The organism is Paenibacillus rhizosphaerae, assembly GCF_014192015.1.
Taxonomy (GTDB): domain Bacteria; phylum Bacillota; class Bacilli; order Paenibacillales; family Paenibacillaceae; genus Paenibacillus_AQ; species Paenibacillus_AQ rhizosphaerae.
Map to the genome: position 1 here is coordinate 100,616 of NZ_JACHXJ010000004.1, position 20,938 is coordinate 121,553.

At 53.9% G+C, this 20,938-nt stretch carries 17 protein-coding genes; 14 read left to right on the forward strand and 3 right to left on the reverse strand.

Annotation, left to right across the window (positions count from 1 at the left end; genetic code table 11):
- Positions 1-64: 64 nt before the first annotated feature.
- From FHS19_RS22660 to FHS19_RS22675, 4 genes are all read left to right on the forward strand, one after another.
- On the forward strand, positions 65-403 hold the full coding sequence (locus tag FHS19_RS22660) for an antibiotic biosynthesis monooxygenase family protein (RefSeq protein ID WP_183584094.1): 339 nt from the start codon (positions 65-67) through the stop codon (positions 401-403).
- A 138-nt stretch (positions 404-541) separates the two neighbouring features.
- Complete coding sequence (locus FHS19_RS22665) at positions 542-1,117, forward strand: NADPH-dependent FMN reductase (RefSeq protein WP_183584095.1); 576 nt, start codon at positions 542-544, stop codon at positions 1,115-1,117.
- A gap of 236 nt (positions 1,118-1,353) precedes the next feature.
- On the forward strand, positions 1,354-1,932 hold the full coding sequence (locus tag FHS19_RS22670; RefSeq protein WP_183584096.1) for a TetR/AcrR family transcriptional regulator: 579 nt from the start codon (positions 1,354-1,356) through the stop codon (positions 1,930-1,932).
- 75 nt (positions 1,933-2,007) lie between these two features.
- Positions 2,008-2,826, forward strand: a complete 819-nt coding sequence (locus FHS19_RS22675; protein ID WP_183584097.1) for an SDR family oxidoreductase — start codon at positions 2,008-2,010, stop codon at positions 2,824-2,826.
- 133 nt (positions 2,827-2,959) lie between these two features.
- Here FHS19_RS22675 and FHS19_RS22680 read toward each other — a convergent pair whose 3' ends face one another.
- Positions 2,960-3,277 (reverse strand): winged helix-turn-helix transcriptional regulator, encoded by a 318-nt coding sequence (locus FHS19_RS22680; RefSeq protein ID WP_076173085.1) that lies wholly within the window; start codon positions 3,275-3,277, stop codon positions 2,960-2,962.
- A 300-nt stretch (positions 3,278-3,577) separates the two neighbouring features.
- Here FHS19_RS22680 and zwf point away from each other — a divergent pair, with 300 nt between their 5' ends.
- The 6 genes from zwf to FHS19_RS22710 all read left to right on the forward strand — a co-directional run bounded on the left by zwf (position 3,578) and on the right by FHS19_RS22710 (position 12,156).
- Entirely contained in the window at positions 3,578-5,080 is a 1,503-nt protein-coding gene (zwf, locus tag FHS19_RS22685; protein WP_183584098.1) for a glucose-6-phosphate dehydrogenase, read from the forward strand.
- A gap of 76 nt (positions 5,081-5,156) precedes the next feature.
- Positions 5,157-6,050, forward strand: a complete 894-nt coding sequence (gene gnd / locus FHS19_RS22690) for a phosphogluconate dehydrogenase (NAD(+)-dependent, decarboxylating) (protein WP_183584099.1) — start codon at positions 5,157-5,159, stop codon at positions 6,048-6,050.
- Positions 6,051-6,091: 41 nt separating this feature from the next.
- A complete protein-coding gene (gene fsa, locus FHS19_RS22695; RefSeq protein ID WP_183584100.1) occupies positions 6,092-6,757 on the forward strand; it encodes a fructose-6-phosphate aldolase in 666 nt (221 codons plus the stop codon).
- Positions 6,758-7,052: 295 nt separating this feature from the next.
- Positions 7,053-9,347: an ABC transporter ATP-binding protein gene (locus tag FHS19_RS22700; protein ID WP_183584101.1), complete on the forward strand. Its 2,295-nt coding sequence runs from the start codon at positions 7,053-7,055 to the stop codon at positions 9,345-9,347.
- The gene (locus FHS19_RS22705; protein WP_183584102.1) at positions 9,344-9,907 is read left to right on the forward strand and encodes a DUF1854 domain-containing protein; all 564 of its coding nucleotides are present in this window, start codon (positions 9,344-9,346) and stop codon (positions 9,905-9,907) included. The genes FHS19_RS22700 and FHS19_RS22705 overlap by 4 nt, the downstream gene beginning before the upstream one ends.
- 41 nt (positions 9,908-9,948) lie before the next feature.
- Positions 9,949-12,156: an ABC transporter ATP-binding protein gene (locus tag FHS19_RS22710; RefSeq protein ID WP_183584103.1), complete on the forward strand. Its 2,208-nt coding sequence runs from the start codon at positions 9,949-9,951 to the stop codon at positions 12,154-12,156.
- A gap of 95 nt (positions 12,157-12,251) precedes the next feature.
- On the opposite strand, the gene FHS19_RS22715 is transcribed toward FHS19_RS22710, so the two are convergent.
- Positions 12,252-12,536: a hypothetical protein gene (locus tag FHS19_RS22715; protein WP_183584104.1), complete on the reverse strand. Its 285-nt coding sequence runs from the start codon at positions 12,534-12,536 to the stop codon at positions 12,252-12,254.
- A gap of 252 nt (positions 12,537-12,788) precedes the next feature.
- On the opposite strand from FHS19_RS22715, the gene FHS19_RS22720 reads away from it, so the two are divergent.
- Entirely contained in the window at positions 12,789-14,111 is a 1,323-nt protein-coding gene (locus tag FHS19_RS22720) for an MFS transporter (RefSeq protein WP_183584105.1), read from the forward strand.
- Positions 14,083-14,997, forward strand: coding sequence for a polysaccharide deacetylase family protein (locus FHS19_RS22725; RefSeq protein WP_183584106.1), 915 nt, complete (start codon positions 14,083-14,085; stop codon positions 14,995-14,997). The genes FHS19_RS22720 and FHS19_RS22725 overlap by 29 nt, the downstream gene beginning before the upstream one ends.
- A 193-nt stretch (positions 14,998-15,190) precedes the next feature.
- Here FHS19_RS22725 and udk read toward each other — a convergent pair whose 3' ends face one another.
- Positions 15,191-15,826, reverse strand: a complete 636-nt coding sequence (udk, locus tag FHS19_RS22730) for a uridine kinase (RefSeq protein ID WP_183584107.1) — start codon at positions 15,824-15,826, stop codon at positions 15,191-15,193.
- 293 nt (positions 15,827-16,119) lie between these two features.
- On the opposite strand from udk, the gene FHS19_RS22735 reads away from it, so the two are divergent.
- Together FHS19_RS22735 and FHS19_RS22740 are read left to right on the forward strand one after the other, a co-directional pair.
- Positions 16,120-17,091 carry an acetylxylan esterase gene (locus tag FHS19_RS22735; protein ID WP_183584108.1) on the forward strand — a complete coding sequence of 324 codons (972 nt, stop codon included), beginning with the start codon at positions 16,120-16,122 and terminating at the stop codon, positions 17,089-17,091.
- A gap of 327 nt (positions 17,092-17,418) precedes the next feature.
- Entirely contained in the window at positions 17,419-20,871 is a 3,453-nt protein-coding gene (locus tag FHS19_RS22740; RefSeq protein WP_183584109.1) for an S-layer homology domain-containing protein, read from the forward strand.
- The last annotated feature ends 67 nt before the right edge of the window (positions 20,872-20,938 follow it).

A 20,938-nucleotide genomic window follows, 5' to 3' on the forward strand; every position in this document is an offset into this window, starting at 1 on the left:
AGTAAGCACTGACGGACATTTTTGGAGAGCGATATTTGCAGTTTGATCTAAGGAGGGATTTCTGATGGGGGGGAGTAATAACGCCAGCCAGCCGGTCATTTGGGTCAACACATTTAAGGTGAAGCCGGGGAAGCTGGACGAATTCATTCGGGTTCAGACGGAGGAACTGCATTCTTTTGCAGAGCGCGACAGTGTCAAGGGCGTGCTCGGAAGCCGCTTCTTGCGCGCATCGCATAGAGACCGGGCCATAGCCGTTACTCTTTTTGAAAGTGTAGAGTCACATCAAACCTGGCTCAAGCAGGCGGATTTCTCCACACATTACGATAAGGTCAAAGATCTGATCGAAGTGGCGGAAGGCGATTACTTTACGGTCGAGGCCGCTTTTGGGGCAACGATCGAGTAAGTAGGGAGCCGAGGGCTGGACAGCTTATGGAGGGTCAGCTAGCAAAGGAACCATGAAGTGCACCCAGAGTGACAGTAAGTGCTTGCTGTCATTCTGATGATAAAAACGATTTGGGATATGGAAGGGAGAAATCAAATCATGACCAACATTGGAATCATTATTGGAAGCACCAGACCCGGAAGGAACGGGGAGGCGATCGGCCGCTGGGTGCATGAAATCGCAAGCGGGCGGAGCGACGCCAGATTTGAACTGATCGATATCGTGGATTACCGGCTGCCGCTGTTCGATGAGCCGATGTCCCCGATCATGGGACAGTACACCAAAGATCATACGGTAGCGTGGTCGAAGAAAATCGCCGAGTTTGACGGCTACGTGTTCGTGACTCCCGAATACAACAAGTCGATTCCCGGTGCGCTGAAGAACGCCATCGATTTCTTGTACCATGAATGGAACAACAAGGCCGCAGGCATCGTGGCTTATGGCGGCGGCGGAGGCTCGCGAGCAGCAGAGGCGCTGCGTCTGATCCTTGGGGAGCTGATGGTAGCCGACGTTCGCGCGCAGGTGGGACTGTCCCTGCATACCGATTTTGAAAATTACACGGTCCTGAAGCCGGGAGCCCATCAGGAGGCGGCGGTTCACGCCATGCTTGATCAGCTCGTGTCCTGGAGCGAGGCACTGAAGACCGTCCGGCTGAAGGAGAAGGCTCACGCCTAACGAGCTCTCTATTCATTCGCAGGAGCCAATCCGGAGGAGAATGCCGGGTTGGCTTTTTGCATAGGGAGAGATCTCTTCTGTGCCAAAATAGTTTTTTTCTACTATAGTATAGCTTGTATGCATCCAGGCATGCACCTGCCCTTCAAACGAGTATTCCTTGACAATACCGTCAAAGACGCCTAAGATTAGAATGAACGTTCTATCGTAAAACGAATGCAGGCTGGAGGTAACCGATCATGTTTGAGAAATACAACAAAGTTCAGCAGGCAGTGCTGGAAACGACGCTGCGGATTATTATCGAAAAAGAGCTCCAGGCGACGTCGATGGCGCTGATCGCCAAGGAATCAGGGGTCTCTACCGGAAGTATTTATCATTATTTTTCAAGTAAGGAAGAAATTATTAACGAGCTGTATCGAGCGATCGTTCTATACAACGGAGAATATGTCACACGGGGGATGGACGCCAAAGAACCGGTCCGGACGCGTTTTAACCGCGCCTGGGAGAAGGTGTTCGAGATTAACCTGATGAACCCGGAAGCCTCTCAGTTTGTTGAGCAGTACTCGTTCTCGCCTTATATTTCCGATGCCGTCAAGAGGGAATCGTATGAGGGCGGCTGGTGTAAGCCGATGGCGGCTTTGTACGCCAAAGCGATCGATTACCAGCTGTTCATCGAGCAGGAGCCGGCCATGATGGTTCAGATGCATTACGGCACGATGGCTTACCTGGTCAAAGGGCATTTACAGAAGCATTTTACGCTGACGGATGAAGTGATTCAAACGGTGATTAACTCCTGCTGGAAGTCGGTCGCCAAATAACTCCGCACCGAAGGTGTGGTTTTTTCAGCCCATTAGAATGAACGTTCGATATAATAATGAAAAGGAGCAAATACAATGAGCAAAACGATATTAATTACAGGAACCAGCTCGGGGCTGGGGAAATTAACGGCCATCCACTTTGCGAAAATGGGTTGGAATGTGGCGGCGACGATGCGCTCGCCGGAAAAGGAAACGGAGCTGACGGCATACAGCAATATTCAACTGTTTCGGCTGGATGTAACCGACGTTGAGCAGGTTCAAACGGCCGTGAAGCAGGCGATCGAGGCATTCGGCACCATCGACGTCGTCGTGAACAATGCCGGGATGGGCGCTTACGGGGCGCTGGAGCTGGCTGAAGAACAGGCCATCGACTGGCAGTTCGCCGTCAACGTGCGGGGACCGATTAACGTGATCCGGGCCGTTTTGCCCCATTTTCGCGCGAACGGGGGCGGGATGTTCATCAATATAAGCTCTTATATGGGCGTGACGAGTGCGGTTCCGCTGGGCTCTTTGTACAATATGTCCAAATTTGCCCTTGAGGGACTGACGGAAGGCCTCTATTATGAACTGAAGCCGCTGAATATCGAGCTGAGGTTAGTGGAGCAAGGGGGATCCTCAGGCAATAATTTCATCAACAACGTCGTCTGGAGTACGAATCCCGACATTCAAGATTATGATCGGCTAACAGCCCAGATGAAAAACCTGTTTGAACAAGCGGGCGGGGCCGATCTGGATGATCCCCAAACGATCGTCGGTGTCATATCGGATCTGGCCACCGGCAAGAGCACGCAGTTCCGCACGCTGGTCGGGGATGAGGCCCATGAATTGGTTAGGCTCAGACAGTCCGTACCGATTGAAGAATTCTTAGAGACGATGCGAAAACCATTTATGTAATAAAGGGGGAATAATATAACCGGAATAGAATGAACATTCTATCGAAAATGGTGGCAATTTAAAAAAGATCAACTCCAATGGGGTTGATCTTTTTCCTTTTTGCAAATGATAAGCATGATGATACCGGCTCGGGTTAGAACCATTTCTCGGCCCATTCTTCTACGGCTTGAAGCGCTCTGCCGAGTTCGGTCCCTTTACGTGTCAGAGAATACTCCGTACGGATCGGCCGCTCGGTAATGACATTGCGGATAATGATACCGTTATCCTCCAGCTCTTTAATGCGTTCGTTGAGCATGCGTTTGCTGAGATCAGGGATGTATGCATGAATTTCGCTAAAACGCTTTGGTTCCTCCATAAGGGTGTGAACAATCAGGCTAACCCACTTCTTTCCCGTAATCTGGTGTGCGAGCTCTACCTTTTCGCATAAAAGCCTGGCGCGTTTCTCATCCATAGTGCTGACCCCCTTGTGTGCACTGGTTACTTAATATTAACAAGTTATGATCTCTGTCAGGTTTCCCAAATCCAGCCGTCAATGTCCATACATTGCCATTATAATATCATAGAAAGCGCTGTCATTAAAGGGATTTTATTTCCGTTCATAATTTGGACAAGAATCTGTTGACTAATCGCTTAAATGGGTTTATGATTGCCAATGTGAATTCAACAGGTTATTAAAAGTAACCTTGTTGCAACGGATTTAGCTGCCAGCATGCGCATGGTTTTTGGTGGGAATGGAATGGAGGAGTCATACGTGGACAACATGACATTTGTCTTGTTTGGAGGAACAGGGGACCTGGCAAAGAGAAAAATATACCCTGCACTCTACAATCTGTTTATAGATAAAAAGATGCCTGAAGCGTTCTCGATTATCGCCTTGGGCCGCAGAGAACAATCCAGTGCAGATTTTCAGCAAAACGTAGCGAAATCGCTGCAAACTTTTTCAAGAAGAACCGTAAACGATCCGGCCGCTTTGGAGGCTTTTCTCCAAACGATCCGGTATACCGACCTTGATGCCAATCAAGTGGAGGATTACCATAAGCTGCGGAGCCTAGTAGAGTCGCGTGAACAGGAATTGAACATTCCTCAGAATCGCATGTTTTATCTCTCGGTGGCGCCGGAGTTTTTTGACGTGATCGCCTTAAATATTAAAAACAGCGGACTTGGTTCGACAAGCGGATGGAAACGTCTGATTATCGAAAAGCCTTTCGGACACGACCTGCAGTCTGCGCGCCATCTGAACGAGCAGCTCAGCAAAGCGTTTGATGAAAGCGAAGTGTACCGCATCGACCACTACCTCGGTAAGCCGATGGTGCAAAACCTGGAGATCCTTGAGTCTTCCAACCCGATTCTCAAAGCGCTGTGGTCCAACCATCACATTGCCAACGTCCAAATTACGGCAAGTGAGACCGTCGGCGTAGAAGAGAGAGCCGGATACTACGACAACTCGGGCGCGATCCGCGATATGGTGCAGAATCATTTGCTGCAAGTATTGATGATGGTTAGTATGCGTCTACCGGGCAGAGGCGATGCGAACGAAGTCCGCATGAAGAAGAAGAACGTCATGCAGTCCCTTCGTCCGCTGCAGAAGGAAGATGTCGCGAAGAACGTGATCCGCGGCCAATATGCCGCCGGTCAAATGCAAGGGAAGCCGGTTCCCGGTTATCTCGATGAGCCGGGCGTTCCTGCGGGCTCGAAGAATGATACGTTTATCGCTACGCGCCTCTGGATCGACAACTACTTCTGGAGCGACGTTCCATTCTACATTCGCACAGGCAAGAGAATGAAGGAAAAATCTACGCGGATCGTCATTGAATTTAAGGAACCGTTGAAGGGACAAAATACCACCAACGATCCGAATCTTCTCGTGATTGAAATCAATCCGAACGAAGGCATTTTTATGCAGTTGAACAAAAAGAATCCGCGGAACGATTCCAAGCTGGAGCCGATGCGCATTCACTTCCATGAAAATGGAAAGGACGTGCCGGAGGCTTACGAAAATCTGATTTTCGATGCGGTTCGCGGGGATTCCACATTCTTTGCCCATTGGGATGAAGTCGAATTGTCCTGGCAGTATGTGCAGCCGATTCTGGATGCCTTCGAGGAGGACAGCGTTCCGCTTCACCCGTATCCTGCAGGTTCGAATGGACCTGAAGCGTCTGCCCAACTGCTGGCTGAGGACGGCTTCAAATGGTGGCTGGATACGGAGCCTGAGGTTGTGAAAGAAGAAGAAAAGGTGCTCGTGGGTCAATCTTGATCCTGGTTGTAAACCATACTGGTAAAGGTTTCAATAAACAAAGATAGAGAAAATGCATGGTGTGGAGGGAATTATAATGAAAGTCGGATTGATTGGATTAGGGAAAATGGGTTTGAATTTGGGACAAAATTTGATGGATCATAACCACAGCGTCGTTGCGTTCGATTTGAACACAGCTGCCGTTGAAGACATGAAGAGCAAAGGCGCCGAAGGCGCTGCAAGCATCAAAGAGCTTGTATCCAAGCTGGAAACGCCAAGAATCGTGTGGATCATGGTTCCTCACTCCGTCGTGGACTCGGTCCTTGACGAGCTGAAACCTCTGCTGTCCAAAGGCGATATCGTGATCGAAGCGGGCAACTCGCATTACAAAGAGTCGATCGAAAGATACAATCAAATGAAGGAATTCGGCGTAAGCTACCTCGACGTGGGTACTTCCGGCGGCATGGAAGGCGCTCGTAACGGCGCTTGCTACATGATCGGCGGAGATCAGGAAGCATGGAACATCGTTGAACCGATCTTCAAGGATACCGCTGTGGAGAACGGCTATCTGTATGCAGGCAAAGCCGGCAGCGGCCACTTCCTGAAAATGGTCCACAACGGCGTCGAATACGGCTTTATGGCTGCTATCGGCGAAGGCTTCGAGGTGCTGGAGAAGAGCGATTTTGATTTTGACTACGAAAAAGTGGCCCGTGTATGGAACAATGGCTCCGTTATCCGCTCCTGGCTGATGGAATTGACGGAAAAAGCCTTTGCCAAAGACGCGAACTTGGACGAAATTAAAGGAATTATGCAATCTTCCGGCGAAGGTAAATGGACTGTGGAAACCGCTCTTGACCTGCAGACCGCTACACCGGTCATCGCTCTGTCCCTGCTGATGCGTTACCGTTCCCTGGATAACGATACGTTCACAGGTAAAGTGGTTGCCGCGCTGCGCAACGAATTTGGCGGCCATGCTGTAGTCAAGAACTAATCCTAATAAAAAGACAAAAAATAAGTGGAGGTTGTGAAATCATGAAATTTTTCATCGACACTGCAAACCTGGATGACATCAAAAAAGCTTATAAAGTCGGCGTTCTTTCCGGCGTTACGACAAACCCTTCCCTGGTTGCCAAAGAAGGCGTGAAGTTCGAAGACCGCATCGAGGAAATTTTGAAGGCTGTTCCTGAAGTGGAATCCGTATCGGCAGAGGTTACTCCGGATGCGGAAACAGCAGAAGATATGATCGCACAAGCCGATGAGCTGATCAAAATCAACGGCGGAGACAAAAACATCACGATCAAGCTGCCAATGACGCTGGCCGGCCTCGAAGCTTGCCGCTACCTTGCGAAAAAAGGCGTGAAAACGAACGTAACCCTCATCTTCACGGTGAACCAGGCTCTGCTGGCTGCACGTGCAGGTGCAACGTACGTATCTCCGTTCCTGGGCCGCCTGGACGACATCTCGGAAGACGGCGTGCTGCTCGTGTCCAAAATTGCTGAGCTGTTCCGCGTTCACAACCTGGACACCCAAATCATCGCCGCTTCGGTTCGCCATCCGGATCACGTAACCCGCGTAGCTATGGCCGGTGCGCATATTGCTACCGTTCCATTCAGCGTTATCGCTCAACTGGTGAAACATCCGCTGACAGACCAAGGCATCGAGAAATTTGCTGCCGACTGGAAAAACGCAACGAAGTAATATTCAGCAGCGCAGCTGAATAAGCTATATATTGGGATAAGAAGGCTTCCTTTCTGCCACCGCGGCGAAGGGGGGCCTTTTTAGCTTATAAAAATAGATGTGCTTAGGAGGTTGACCCCCAGGAGGAGGAGTATTGTAATGATGAGAAACAGAAGGGAACAGGTGCTGACCCAAAATTCATTGTGTAAAATTTTTGTTTTAAGTAAATTTTCCCTTTCTTGGGAGGGGTAAAGGGTGTATGATATTTCGTACCTAATAAGACGACTGAAAAAAGACAACAGAATTTGGAGGACTCATGGATACACTTCCAAAGGCAATCATGAACGCGCTGGAGCAGCACGGCGTTGCAAGCGATAGCGTGCTCTGCTGGCTGCTGTGCGACCGGGCCCTGGAGAACGGGTTCAGGGATACGTATGTACTTTTGACCCGTGAGGAGCTGTTGATCTTGTCCCATGATCAGGCGCCTGCGCGGGAGAAGACGTACAGCGGGTATGCAGCAAACGCCCCGTTGAAAGGGCTTTCCTCAAAAGAAGAAGCCAACTGGGAGCTCGAGGCGCTGAAAGTTCGGGACATCGATTCACTGAGCATTGTCAATCTGGTAGCCTCCGGCATGGTTGTCATCAAGACTCCGGAGGAGAGGGCCGTTGCCGCGTTCACGAACGGCGGCATGCGGAGCGCAGCCAGCCTGGCCAAAATTTTCGAGAAGCTGAAGAAAAGCGAAGAGCTTAGTCCGGAAGAGCTGCAGCACGACCAGGAGCGGGCCGCGTGCCCGAAATGCGGCATGATCTACCCCGAAGAGGGGCGCCAGGTTTGCCCCAAATGTATGAAGAAGCACGCCGTCTTCGGCAGGCTGCTGTCCTTTGCGGGCAAGTACAAAGTTTCGATGTTCTGGATCGTGCTGTTTATGCTGCTGAACTCGGCGGCGGGACTGGTCATTCCTTATTTTCAAGGTACGCTGCTGTTCGACCAGGCATTGGGCGGCAAAGGCACGTTCGCAGGCCAAATCGGACTGGTCATCGGGCTTATCATCGCTTTCCGGACGCTGTCCCTGCTGTTTGGGGTTATCTTCGGCGTCATCAACGCCAAGATGGCTGCGAATATTGCCTTTGACCTGAAATCGAGCGTGTTTCACGCCATGCAGCGGCTATCTTTAAGCTTCTTTGAGAAAAAACAGACCGGGCAGCTGATGACCCGCATCAACAATGATGCGACCGAACTGCAGTATTTTTTCGTCGACGGCATTTCGTATTTCGTGGTCAACGCCATGAACATCATCGGAATCGTTACCGTTCTGCTGATCATGGATTGGAAGCTGACTCTGCTGTGTCTGCTGCCTCTCCCCTTTGTGTTTCTGCTCGTCCGCAAAGTATTTCCCAAGCTGTGGAGGCTGTCCATCCGCCGGCATAAGCGGGTCAGCGCGATGAATGCCATCATCAGCGACACGATCCGCGGCACGCGGGTGGTAAAGGCGTTTGGGAAGGAGCAGATGGAGAATGCCCGTTTCCAGCGGGCCAGCGGGGCTTTTTCCGATGCGGAGCAGTCTTTTAACAAAATGGGCGTGACCTTGTTTCCCGTGTTGAACATTCTTACGCAAATCGGCGGCATTCTCATTTGGGCTTTCGGCGGCTGGAAGGTCATGCAGGGGGACTTTACGTTCGGTAAAGTGATGACCTTCATGAACTACATGCTCATGCTGTACGGGCCGATCCAGTTTATGAACAATATTATGAACTGGTGGTCCTACTGCATGTCCGCGGCGCAGCGGATTTTTGAAATTCATGATGCGGTGCCGGACGTGGTGGAGAAGCCGAACGCGATGCAGCTTACGGAAGTGCGGGGCGAAATCCGCATATCGAACGTCACCTTCGGCTACGAGCCGAACAAGGCGATCCTGAAAGGCGTGTCGCTGCATGCAAGGCCCGGCCAAATGATTGGCGTCGTCGGGCACTCGGGAGCCGGGAAGTCGACGCTGGTCAACCTGATTCCGAGGTTGTATGACGTCAATGAAGGAGAGATCCGGATCGACGGCATTGCGATTAAGGACGTGTCCATGGCGTCCCTTCGGACGCATATCGGCATCGTATCCCAGGACGTCTATGTCATGTCCGGAAGCATCGCGGAAAATATTGCCTATGCCGATCCCGACTGCACCCTGGCTGACTTGGTCCATGCCGCCAAAGTGGCCGGCGCACATGACTTCATCGAGAAACTGCCGGATGGCTACGATACCATTGTCGGTACCGGAGGGCATAACCTTTCCGGGGGCGAGAAGCAGAGGCTCAGCATTGCCCGGGCTATTTTGCACAATCCGAAAATACTGATTCTGGATGAGGCCACCGCCTCGCTCGATACGAAGACCGAGCTGCAAATTCAGGAGGCGCTCGATACGCTGATCAAGGGAAGAACGACAATTGCGATTGCGCACCGCTTGTCCACGCTAAGAAACGCTGATTATCTGGTCGTGCTGGAGCATGGCAAGATCGTGGAGGAAGGAACGCATGAACAGCTGCTGGCGAAGGAAGGGGCCTATTACGACCTGGTCAAAAAGCATGACGAGGCGCTGAAGATGAATGAGGTGATTACGGCATGACGCTTAAGGATGTAAGTGTTAGCGAGATTCTCCGGCCCGAGGACGACGGGAGCAGTCCCGGTCTCGCGGAGGCGGCGCAAATCCGTTATTTGTCCCCGGACAATACGGTGTTTACTCTGACGGAAGGCCATATGCTGAACGTGAAGACGGGGGACAAGGAGCACGCCGGAGTGTATGTACATTGCTCTTTTCCCCATACGAACAAGCGGATCTACCTGTCGATTCGGACCGTCGAGAATGAGGAGATCGGGATGATCCGCTCCCTGGACGAGTTCCCGGAGGAAACGCAGCGGATGCTGGAGGAGCAGGTGGAGCTGAGGTATTTTGCCCCGGAAATCTCGAAGGTTCTCTCCGTCAAAGAGGAGTTCGGATATTCGTATTGGGATGCGGAAACCACCTCGGGACGCTGCCGGTTTACAGTCCGCGGAGGCGGCGCGAGCGTCAAGCTGATGACGGCAAGCCGGCTCCTGATCGTAGATGTGGATGGCAACCGTTTTATCATCCCTCATTTGGACCGACTAAGCGACAAGGAATACAAGATGGTTGAGGTATGCATGTAGGCTGAACTTCGACACCTGTCGATACTAGGACGGAGGTATTCATGAACCTTAATTTTACACTGCCGGAGCGCGAGCTGGAGGCCGTCTCGCAGGCTGTGGGGGAGCATATCCGCTACTGCGTGCCTGTTGATTTGACGCTGGGCGGGCAGCGGACGGAAGGATATTTCGTGATTGGCGAGCAGAAATGGGCCCTGCTGCTGGAGGGCCGCGTAGTCGACAGCCGCCTGATAGCCGATGCGAAGGAATACAAGGTGGTGCCGCTGATCGGCAGCGCCGTGCTGGAAGGGGACGAGGCCGGTACCAAATTTATTCTGACCCGGCTGTCCATGAGGCATGCGGCGCGATACGGCTATATCGCCCAGATTCTGAACGATTTGTCCAGGCAGCGGAGGATCCGGATTTACAATGATGAAGAAGAGCCGATCTGCGCCAACTGCGGCGGACCGCTCATCCGCGGAACGCGGGTATGCCGGAAATGCATGAACAAGGCTGCGGCCTTCAAGCGGTTGTTCTCGGTGGCGATGAATCACAAAAAAACCTTCGCGATCGGGCTTGCGGTGACATTTGCCGCATCCGCCATATCCATGGCGGGCCCTTACTTTCAAAAGCTGCTGGTGAATTCTTCGCTGCAGCCGCCTCCCGGCCAATCGCCGAGCTTTTCCGTGTTCGTCTGGGCCATTCTCGGCCTGCTCTTCGTCCTCGTCGGCGGAGAGGGACTCGGCATCATCAAAGGGCGGATCATGGCGGGGGTCAGCTCGCAAATCGCGGCCGATCTGCGCAAGCTGGTCTATGAGCGGATTCAGAACCTTTCCCTCGGATTTCTGACCACGCAGCGGGCCGGGGACATCATGAACCGAGTCACCTCGGATACGGACCGGATCCGCAATCTGGTGCAGGAGCTGTTCACGACGGCCGTTTTTCAGCTCATTATTCTCGTATCCGCGAGCGTGCTGCTCTTTTCCGCGGATTGGCGTCTGGCTTGCGTCGTGCTGCTGCCGGCACCCCTTGTCGCCTATATCCAGCGGTACATTTGGAAAGGCGTGCTGTGGAAGCTGTTCCGCAAGCAGTGGAGGGTGTACGACAAGGCGAACTCCTTCCTGCACGACGTGCTGAGCGGGATCCGCGTCGTCAAGGCGTTCGGCAAAGAAGAGCGCGAGGTCAAGCGGTTCAAACAGTACAACGCCGAGTTTGCGGCGGCGACCATCCAGACCGAGAAAGTATTCAGCATCCTGTCACCGATCTCGAACTATCTGATCCAGACGGGGCAGTATCTCGTGCTCCTCATCGGATGTAATATGATTCTAAGCAAGCAGATGTCTCTCGGGGAGCTGGTGCAGTTCAGCGGTTACGCCGGCATGATTTACGGGCCGATCGCGTGGCTGATGTTTATGCCGAGATGGCTGTCCAATGCGATTATTTCGGTGGACCGTATCTTCTCCGTGATCGATGAGCAGCCGGAAGTGATGGATTCCGAGGCGTCCGTCAAGCATTCGATTGAGGGTACGATTACGTTCCGGAATGTGATATTCGGCTACAAATCGTATGAGCCGGTGCTGAAGGAAATCAATGTGGAGATCAAACCGGGGGAAATGATCGGGCTGGTTGGACATTCCGGTTCAGGGAAGTCGACACTGATCAACCTCGTATCCCGCTTTTATGACGTAAATGAAGGCGAGATCCTCATCGACGGGGTGGACATCCGCCGGATCGAGCAGGCGCATCTGCGCTCGCAAATCGGCGTCGTGCTGCAGGAGACATTTCTGTTCAGCGGCACGATCCTGGACAATATCCGGTACTCGAAGCCGGAAGCGACGTACGAGGAAGTGCTTGAGGCGGCGAAGATCGCCAACGCGCACGACTTTATCCTGCGCCTGCCGGACGGCTATGATACGCGCCTTGAGGAGAACGGTGGCAACCTGTCCGGCGGGGAGCGGCAGCGGCTGGCCATTGCCCGGGCGGTGCTGAACGACCCGCGGATCCTGATTCTCGACGAGGCGACCGCCTCGCTCGATATCGATACGGAGAGCGCCATCCAGGAGGCGCTGCAGCGGGTCACCCGCAACCGGACGACGCTGGCGATCGCGCATCGTCTCTCGACGCTGCGGCATGCCGACCGGCTGATCGTCCTCGACAAGGGCGAGATTGCCGAAATCGGCACGCACGCCGAGCTTGTGGCCAAGAGAGGAATCTACTACAATCTCATCACCGCGCAGCGCAACATGTCTAAGAAGGCCGAGGCGGTGGGTTAGCCGGGGTGGTTGCGGCGGGTGAAAGGTATAGTTCTTACTGAACACTCCGACTCTATCGTGATAGAGCTGGAGTGTTTTGTTTTTTTGTCCCGTAGTTACGATTGCTTCTCCTTCGTAAAGAGCCCAATCAGCAATAGAATCACACCGGTCAAAAAGAACAGCGGGATCAGGATCATTAAGAGACCCAAGGCGGCGAACCCGTCATGAGCGATCCAGTCCCCGTACATCAACGCAACGAGCCACGAAAATACAAATGCGATCGGCAGCATCGTCGTGATTCCCCACACGATATATTTTCTTTTTGCAGATCTGCCTTTACTCAATTCAAAGGCTAAGCTTAAGGCAGCGAGTACGATGATCGCTCCGACAACCCATGCCATCCGGCATCCCTCCTGGGAGTTCGTTGTTTTTATTTTTTGCATGATGTCATAGATGAACGGCATGGCGACAAAGCTTGAGAATGACCCGCTCATCCCGATGATATAGCTTATTCATAAAACACGTTAAAATCTGCGAAGTTGGTTTTAAAATGGTTTTTCGCTGCCGCATACAGGTAAAATCATCCATTTGTTGAATAGTATTTCAGTAAGGCCTTAGGCCAAGAAGCCTATTCTCTTAGGGGAGGAATACACATGGCGCGCCGATGGGTAAATTCGCCGTACGCCTTTGCGCTGGGGATGTTTGCGATGATGGTTCCGAGTCAGGCATTCAGTTCGTTTTACAGCTATTTTTATGTGGAAAAGCTGGGACTTGGCGTCGGGCTCGCCACGCTCGCCAGAACCATTTTCCTTGTCTGGGATGCGGTAAACAATCCGCTGTTCGGCTATTGGTCGGACCGGACCGAGACGCGTTACGGCCGGCGCAGGCCGTGGGTGTTTGCTTCCATTCCGCTGTTTATGCTCACCTTCGTGTTGGTCTTCTCTCCGCCGGGCGAGTTGTCGCAAAACGGGCTGTTCACCTGGTTCCTCGTGACGCTCGTGCTGTATGAGGCGGTGGCGACCGTTCTGTGGGTCAACTACGGGGCGCTGTTTCCCGAGCTGTTTCGTGGCGACCGGATCCGGGCCAAAGCCTCCGCCATCCAGCAGGGCTATCAGGTGCTGGCTCTTTTGATCGCCACTGCCCTGACACCTATCATTTACGCGGCGATCAACTTCTCCAATATGGCGATCGTGTACGCCTTCGTGTTTGGCATCTGCATGCTCATCTGCATGCTTAGCGTGCGGGAGCAGCGCAACCCCGGCAACGCGGAACCGATGAAGCTGGGCGCCGCCTTTAGGGAAACGCTCAGCAACAAGAAGTTCTGGATCTTCAACGTATCGAACTCGTTCGCCCAGACCGTAAACGGGCTGGTCAGCTCCATGATCCCGTTCTACGCCAAATACGTGCTGCGGATTTCGGAGGGCCAGGTGTCGATTCTGCTGGCGGCCGTGTTTGTGTCGGTCATACCGCTCGTGGGCGTATGGTACTGGATCGTCCGCCGGATGGACGGCGTGAGAGCCTGGCGGCTGTCGCTGATCCTGTACGGCCTGTCGGTTATTCCGCTCTGGTTCGGTTACAACCTGGTGAGCGGCGTGGCAGCCGGCATTGCGGTGGGCTTCGGTTTGGCCGGTTTTCTCGTCACGCCGGCGATGGTCAGCGGGCGCATCATCGATGAGGATGCGGAGCGTACCGGGCGGCGGCGCGAGGGCATCTATACTGCAGTCAGCGGATTCATTACCCGTTCGAGCGGGCTGATTTCGGCGCTGGCCTTTTACGTGGTCGGTCTGATCTTCGGTTATGAAAGCGGTGACAATCCGGGATCGAATCCGGAAGCGACGTTTCGTTACCTGATCAGCGTCGTACCGTTATGCTTATTGGTCATATCGGTTGTGATATCCTTTATGGGCCGATTTGATTTTCATATGACGGGGAAAGGAGAGATGAAGCATGGCCAAGAGGCTCATCATCAACTGTGACGATTTCGGACAGAGCCCGGCGATGAACCGGGCCATCATGCATTTGCTCGAGGAGGGCAAGGTCTCCTCGGCGACGATCATGGCGGTGGCGCCCGGCTTTGAAGAGGCAGCCGACTGGACCGCGCGCCGCCGGCAGCCCAATGTGGGGCTGCATCTGACCCTGACGAGCGAGTTCGATGCCCTGCGCTGGAGCAGTCTGACCGGGCACCCGTCGCTGCATGATGCCGAGGGCAAGCAGTACCGGACGGTCAGGGAGTTTGAGCTGGGCGCGGAGACGGGGGCCGTCGTGAAGGAGATTGACGCCCAGTACGAACGGGTGAAGCAGGCCGGCATTCGAATCAGCCATGTTGACAACCACATGGGCAGCCTGTACGGCATGGAAACGGGGCGCAGCCTGCTGCCCCAGACCTTTTGGAAAATTTCGCGCTGGGGCCTGCCTTCCCGCTTCTTCCGCTACATCCACCCCGATGACCCGCTCCTTCGTTCACTGGGCGGTATTGAACGTCCGGTAGCCAAAGCAGCGGCGCTGGCGGACACCTTCGGGGTGCCGATCCCCGATTATCTGCTGTCCCATCCCTTCGGATTGGTGGAAGGGGAAACGTATGACAGCTTCAAACGGTCGATCATCGCCAAGCTGTACGCCCTGCCGGACGGCGTCTCAGAGACCTACATTCATCCCGGCGCGGAGGATGCGTGGATGCTGGCCAACATTCCGCAGTGGGAGAAGCGGGTATGGGAGTTCCGGCTGCCCTTTGATGACGACTTTGCGTACGCTTTGAAGGATGCGGGCGTGGAGCTGACCCATTATGGCTATGTTCAGGAGCACCTCAGGCGGCCGCGCTTCAGTTCGGCTTTCCGGCTGATCCGGGAGCTGGCCCGGAAATAAAGCGGCGGAGAGGGGCACAGCTGCCGGTTGTGCGGAGGGGTTAAGGCTCCGATTTTTCGGCATAAATATGATCCTTTCATATGCATAAAAAAACAACCCTTCGCACACGATGGCGAAGGGCTGTTTTTGCTTGTCCGGATTATTTTTCGCTGCAGCTGAGAATCAACGGTTCTATAACCGATCCAAGCTGTGTTTAGATGTCCGACCAGTCCCGGTCGCCCGTCAGGAACTTCTCCGTCAGGATCGACAGCAGCTGAATGCCGACTTCGTTTTCCCCGCCTTCGGGAATGATGAGGTCGGCGTATTTTTTGGACGGCTCGATAAAGGCCTCGTGCATCGGCTTCACTGTGGCCAGGTACTGCTGGTGAATCGACTGGATGCTGCGTCCGCGTTCCTCAATGTCACGCAGGACGCGCCGCAGAATACGCACGTCCGGGTCGGTGTCCACAAACACCTTGATGTCGAGCATCTCGCGCAGCTTCTCGTCCGAGAGGACGTGAAGGCCTTCGATGATGACGATATTGTTCGGCGTCAGCTCCACCTTGTCGACCGAGGAGCGGGCGTGAACCGTAAAGTCGTACACCGGCGCGTAAGCAGTTTGGCCTTCTTTTAACTGGCTCAAATGCTCGATAAGTAGTTCATTATCAAAGGCGAACGGATGATCATAGTTGATCAGCTCCCGTTCCGCCAGGCTAAGATGAGGGTTGTCCTTGTAATAATTGTCCTGGGAAATGAAGGTGACCTTTCCCGAACCGAGACGATCGATGACCGAACGGGCCACCGTCGTTTTGCCGGAGCCAGTGCCGCCGGCGATACCAATAATAAGCATGACGAGTCGTGTACCCCCTAAATGAAATGCCACCTGCAACTACAACCCAAGTATTGTAGCACAGCCGCCGCTTTTTTTCATCATGTCGGGGTTATGAGAAAAATGGTAAGGCCGTTCGTGAGAAAGGAAGAGCGCTATGGACAAAAAAGTTAGTGGTGACGGGCTACCAAACTTTGTCGAGGATAGCTTCTTATTGGCTGCAGGCACGGGCAGGAAATAAAACGGTAACGAGCGAATGTAATTAAGATTAAAAATAACCCAATTAACATTGTAACAAAGAAAGGTTGATGATTGTGCCACTCGTAGATATGCCGCTGTCCCAGTTGAAGCAGTATGAAGGAAGAAGCCCGAAGCCGGATGATTTTGATACATACTGGGCGCAGGCACTGGAAGAAATGCGGGCTGTCGATCCGCAGGTAGAGCTCGTTCCAGCGGATTTTGAAGTGCCGTTTGCCGAATGCTTTTCGCTGTATTTCACCGGGGTGAACGGCGCGAGAATTCATGCCAAGTACGCCAGGCCAAAAGGAGCCACCCAGCCTCACCCGGCCGTGCTGCACTTTCACGGTTATACGGGAGACAGCGGGGATTGGATGGATAAAATGGTCTACCCGGCGATGGGCTTCTCCATCGCGTCGCTGGACGTCCGCGGTCAAGGCGGCTTGTCCGAGGATAAGGGCGGCGTGGTCGGCAACACGCACCATGGACATATCATCCGCGGCTTAAGCGACAAGGACCCGCACAAGCTGCTCTTCCGTGACGTGTTCCTGGACACCGCACAGCTGGCGGCGATCGTGATGGGCTTCCCCGAGGTCGACGCGGACCGCGTGGGGGCGACGGGCTGGTCGCAGGGCGGCGCACTGACGATCGCGTGTGCCGCGCTGGAGCCGAGAATCAAGAAGGCTGCCCCGGTGTATCCGTTCCTGAGCGACTATAAGCGGGTATGGGAGATGGATCTCAGCGTTCATGCGTACGAGGAACTCCGCACCTATTTCCGCAAGTTCGACCCGCAGCATCAGCGCGAGGACGAAATTTTTACCAAGCTCGGCTATATCGATATTCAGAACCTGGCTTCGCGCATTGAGGCCGATGTCATGGTTGGCGTCGGTTTGATGGACACGATTTGTCCGCCGTCGACCCAGTTTGCCGCCATTAATAAAATGAAGTCGTCCGTGAAGCTTGAAATCTATCCGGATTTCGGCCACGAAGGGCTCCCTGGCCTGCACGACAAGATCGTGCAGTTTATGAAAGGGCTCCAGCAGGAATAGCCGCAGATACTTCGGTACCTGTTTTTTTAATCCCGTATGATTCGTATAAAGGCATCCCTTGCGGCCGAGCGCCAGCCAGGGATGCCTTTTGGTGCTTGACGGCCGGACATTCAGGCTCGCAAAAGCCAATACTTTCGGATGAGTTCAAAGCTAAAAATATCGAATTTTGGCGGCTCAGTTAACTTTCGTTAATTGTTGGCGCCTGTTTGCCTTGCTACGATAGGGATGCCTTTTTGAATCTGATCCAAAAGGCCTGGGCGGTAAGGCTTATAACTGGCATTGGATCGGGATGATTTTCATACCTAAAAGAGCAAGGAGAGACAGGAAATGCACCGATTAAAAAAGCTAAGTCTGGGAGCCGTGCTTATGTTCGGCCTGCAGCAGCTGTACCCGATGGCAGCATTTGCCGAAATTGCAGTGGAGCCGCAGGAGGATCCGTTTGTTTTTTATGTTAGCGACAACGATTATGGCGAGGGTTATAAGCTGAGAGTAAGCTCTTATAACGATCAGGAAGATTTTCTGTACGAGGAGACCAGCGAGAACCCGCCGAATGAGCCTTTCGTCATTTCCATTAACCCGTACGATAATCCATGGATTCCGCACGTGGATCTGGAAGACCCGCATCCGATCACGTTCCGGGTGGAGACGGTTAAAATTGGCGGCAGCCGTGGTTCCGAGGAAGGTACATCCTCTGAGGGCTCTGAAGGCAGCGGCGGATCGAGCGGCTCAGATGGCGGCAGCACAGAGCCGGATAATCCTGCTGGCGAGAACGGCACGGGAGCCGGAGAAGACGGTAGCACTAGCGGCGGCGAAGTCGGCGACAGCACGACCGGGGGCACGGGCGACGGCAATGAGGGGACTGTAGGCTCAAATTCCGGGGAAACCGGCGGCATTGGCGGAAGTGAAAGCGGCGAAACTGATACCGGAGATGAGGGGCTCGGCGACCCGATTCCCGGGAATTCCGGCGAGCCTGGAGATTTGCCTGGAATCGGCTTCGAATGGATGAGCGCCAAGGTGCAGCAAGAAGATAGCACAGGTGTGGCGGCGGTTCCCGGCAATGAAAACAGCGATGAGATTGTGGACAGCGCCGATTATACGTGGCGTCCGGTTGCGACCGTTGAAGGAGATATCCCTGTTGCACCCGAATCGGTGGACGACCTGAGAGTGCTGGTGGCGAGCGGAAACAGCCTCGGGATCTCAGTAGGCGAAGGCGATGAAGGATTTAAATACGACGAAAATACACACACGGTTCATTATAAGGTAAACCTGCCGAAGGGCGGACCTTACCTCGTCGAGGCCACAGTTGACGGTGACCCTTATGGATCGGCTCTGGTGAAGCCGGTTACCGGGGTGAACCGTTTCCCAAGTAAAACGCTCGTTGAGGGCCACGAGATCCATACTTACTTTGCAGTAGACGCTGATCCTCTTGTCCCGTACACCTTAGAACAGCTGGAAGGGATGGACGACAGCTTGGATGCGGCCGATGGACAGGCGGTCGATTTCGGCGGACAAACCTACAATGCGTCCAAGGAAGTTAAACTTCCGTTCGAATTTTCATTCTACGGAAAGAAGTACGGCCAGGTCTGGGTTGACATTAACGGAGGAATTTATTTTGACAACTACTCCACCTCGGGTCCAGAGGAATACCCTGATGTTGATGCACCGCCTGCACTGCAGGCCTATGTATCCGGTCTGAGGCTGAATCCTAACGATCCCCATTCCAAAATCCTGACGAAAATGATCGGGGAGGAAGGGGACCGGAAGTATATCGTGCAATGGAACAACGTGTATTTTTATAATGCCGATGCCCCGATTACGTTCCAGGCGATTCTATTCGAAAATGGGGATGTCCAATATCAATATCCGAACATCACGATAGAAAACCGCGAATACGATGACGGCGAGGCTTCAACGATCGGCATTCAAGCCGGTCAGGGCTTGTCCCAAAATTACCTGCTCTATTCGCATCGACTGTCTATGATCGAAAGCAACCAGGCGATCCGCTTCAGTCCGGTAACGGTCTCTGACGCAAATCCTTCCGATCCCGGTCCCAGGCAGTACTCGGTGACGTACAACGATAACGGCAGTTCAGCAGGTGTTGTCCCAGTGGACGAACAAGCTTATGGCGCTGGAGATAACGTAACCGTACAGGGGAATACCGGCGGCCTTAAGAAAGACGGGTACGATTTTGCCGGGTGGAGCCAGCATTCGGACGGAAGCGGCACGCTGTATAAGGAAGGCGACACCATTCCGGTCGGTTCGGAAAATATAACGCTCTATGCGGTATGGACGCCGGTAACTCCGCCGGATCATGGCGGCGACAACGGAAACGGCGGCGGAGATAACGGCCCCGGCGGTGATGGCGGCTCCGGCGGCGGAGATAACAGCCCCGGCGGTGATGGCAGCTCCGGCGGTAACGGTGGATCTACCGGCGGTGGCGGAAACACGGGTGGCAGCGGCGGCGGATCGAACAACAATGGCGGCAGCACTGGTGGCTCAACAGCGCCAACGTCTTCGGGAAGCTCGACCGCCAGCGCTCCTGCACCGGTCGTTGTGAACGGAAAGTCCTATGACGGAGTGCTCCAAACTACGACGGCTACCAATAACGGGCAGACATCGGTGACGGCCGTTCTTGAACCGTCGAAGCTGCAGGCCATGCTAAGTCAGGCCGGGCCGGGACAATCCGTCACGATTCCGGTCATGCAGGCGGCAAGTACAACGACGCTGGGGCTGACGGTAGAATCGCTGAGAGCTTTGGAAACCGGCGCAAGCCAGCTGGTGATCCAAACCGCAAACGGAAGCTACCAGATTCCGGTTTCTGAGATCAGCACATCAAGACTAGCCCGGCTCTTCCAAGCTTCAGGTGATGTTACGGGGATGAGCGTCCAGATCATCATCTATCGGTCTGATGCGGCAAAGGCAGCACAGCTGGAGGCAGCCTCCCAAAAGATGGGGCTGCAGTTGGTGACCGCACCGGTAGATTTCCGGATTGCCGCTTCACTCCAGGGTCAAAGCTTGAACATTAGTCCGTACAGCACTTATGTGCAACATATCCTGCCGGTTCCGGCAGCAAGCGAAGGTATTGTGTCTACGGGAGTCATGCTGGACGAGAACGGAGCCGTGCATCCGGTGCCTACACGGTTGGCCGGAGAGAACGGCAGCCGCACTGCAGTCGTGAACAGTCTAAGCGGCGGCACATTCGCCCTTGTTGGCTACAGCACAAGCTTCAGCGATGTAAGCGGGCATATGCAGCAAGTCGTGCAGGACCTCGCCTCCCGCCTGATTCTGCAGGGAACGGGGGATGGCCGGTTTGATCCTGACCGTACGGTGACCCGCGCGGAATTTGCGGCGATTCTGGTCCGCGCGTTAGGACTTGCCGGTGGCGGCCAATCGAGCAGCTATGCCGATGTGAAGGCCGCCGATTGGTATTCGGAAGCTGTAACCCTCGCCCAGAAATACGGCATCGTGAACGGCTACAGCGACGGTACCTTCCGTCCCGGCCATACGATCACCCGCGAGGAGGCACTGGTCATGTTCAATCGGGCCGGCAAGCTCGCCCGTTTGGAATCCGGCGCTGACCAGGAAGGCGTAAGCCATGCACTCTCCGTATTTGCGGACAGTGAGGCCGTGTCGGGCTGGGCGGCTCAGGCCGTGGCCGAAGCGGTTCATAACGAGCTGCTGGACGGCCTTAGAAGTCAACTGCAGCCGAAGAAAGAGATCACCAGATTGGAAACGGCCGAAATCCTTCAGCGCTTGCTGGAGAAGTCAGGCCTCATCTAATCGCTGAATCGCTATGAAGCATGCAACAGGAAGCTGCGGGAATATTCCCGCAGCTTTTTTTCGTTCA